General features: G+C 42.0%; 1 protein-coding gene and 1 pseudogene. Both read right to left on the bottom strand.

Features of this window, described 5'->3' with window-relative positions; all coding sequences use genetic code 11:
* The coding region (locus ABN099_RS18955; RefSeq protein WP_349465932.1) for a TcfC E-set like domain-containing protein at positions 1-1,559 on the bottom strand (1,559 nt) is incomplete at its 3' end.
* Between the two features lie 23 nt (positions 1,560-1,582).
* Positions 1,583-1,909: pseudogene (locus ABN099_RS18960) on the bottom strand (hypothetical protein); the annotation flags it as partial.

Raw genomic sequence — 1,909 nt, forward strand, 5'->3', positions numbered from 1 at the left:
AAGCTTTTTGATTTGTTTTTATCACGTAAATCTTTGGTGTAAGAGTAGGTAAATGAGCCAGCGTATTCCCAAAATTGCGTGAAATTCAGCGTGGTACCAAACGAGTAGTTATTTGAGTCGTACATAGGGAAGTCCTCTTTCATACTTCCTCGCTCTTTATTGATCCACAAAGAGCCTAAGCTTTTTGGCAGCGAATAGGCAGCGGTAATAATATTGCGGTGGCTGCCATCTTTGGCAATCAGCGATTGCCAACTGGTGGATAACGTATCGGTTAATTGCAGATTCGCATTACTCTCTAACACCATAATATTATCAAAGGCATAGGTGGATGCTTGTAAATTCAACCCAGAGAAAACGCCTAATGTTATTGAGCCAGCACCCCCGACTAACCACGTGTTATCGCCCTTGCTGGTGTCATATTCATTATTATTTTTTCTAACCCGCTTTTTATAATCGACATAACCGGAGAACAACTCCCACGTAAACTGATTTAGGGTTGCTCCACGCATATTGTAGGATTTATTCACGGTTTGGCGTTGCTTTGAGCGCACTTTACCGTCAATCACCACTTCAACATCGACCTCATAAATACCAAAAGGGAGTTGTGACGTATCGACTTCAAAGCTTCCCATGGGGAAGTTTTGAATGCTGACTAATTTGCCATCGCGGTATACGCGTACTTCACCGGCACTGGGTAAGAATACAGTGATCGGTGTAAGCGAAAGTTGAGAATTGTTGATCTTAGATGAGGAGTTATTACCGTAGCTTATCCCATACACTTTACTGCTGTTCAGTGCCGACATGCTGGCGAGGGATTGTAAATTCCACGTATTTAACAGACCAAACGCCAAGCGCCGGCCATTAAAGTCGCGTTCAAACATGGCACGATAAAAATCAACACTTTGATCTGACGTTCCTAAGCCGTAAGCGGTGGCACTAAGGTTTAAGTGGTTTTCCGCAAAACTTAAAATGCTATCAACAGAGAAGTAACTGTTGGTATTGTCTTTTTGGCTTTTAAGTTGGTTATTGTAAACCCCTAAGTCATAGGTCGTGACCGCCGAAATATTTCTAACGGTAGATTCGCCAAGGACTTCAGTACGGGCTTTAACTTGTGTTGCAAGACCCGCTTCATTGACATCTAACGTCATAATAAACGAGTTTAAATCAAAATTAAGCGAGGCATCTGGCGAGAGCACAATCTTACTGCTCTGATCAAAGGGTTTATCTTTCAGATCACCTAATAATTGCATCACATTTTCGTTGATTGAAGCGATATGATCATCGTCCACATCAAAGGTTGGTGTTATTGAACTAATCGCAATCTTATTATCTTTCAGTACCACTAACGCATCGGCGATTTTATTACGGTTTTGTTCTTCCAACACCGATTGCTGAGAAAGATCGTAACGTAAATAAACGGGAATGGTCATTCCTTCTTCCAATGCCGTGGCAAAGACACTCGGAATAATATACTGACCAATCTTTAAATTGGTTTGGCTATATGTATTCTCGGACAGTAGGCATATAGCAATACCCAGTGCCACCACGGATTTACGCACAATGAATCCTTATAAAAATAAAATTAATTCACAATGATAAAATCTTCTTTATGCCAAACGCCGACGGTAGCTTTTTTACTTTGTACATCGACTTGTTGTAATTTCACGCCGAGTCCGGGCATCACGTAGTAGCGCTCACTGCAACGATTACTCTCATTACGAGTAACTGCATTGGGCATGCAATCCCCGGTTGCAACAGTACGAAAGGCGCTGTTACCGGTGTTATAAACCACACGTTTTTCTTTATCGAAACGGTAGCTAAAGTTTTCTTGGCGCGGAGCAACCACTAAAATGGTGCTGATCGTGGCAGATGTGGTGGCGGTTGCTGATTTTTTATTTTGGGTTGATCC

It is taken from the genome of Proteus hauseri (assembly GCF_040139125.1).
Taxonomy (GTDB): domain Bacteria; phylum Pseudomonadota; class Gammaproteobacteria; order Enterobacterales; family Enterobacteriaceae; genus Proteus; species Proteus hauseri_B.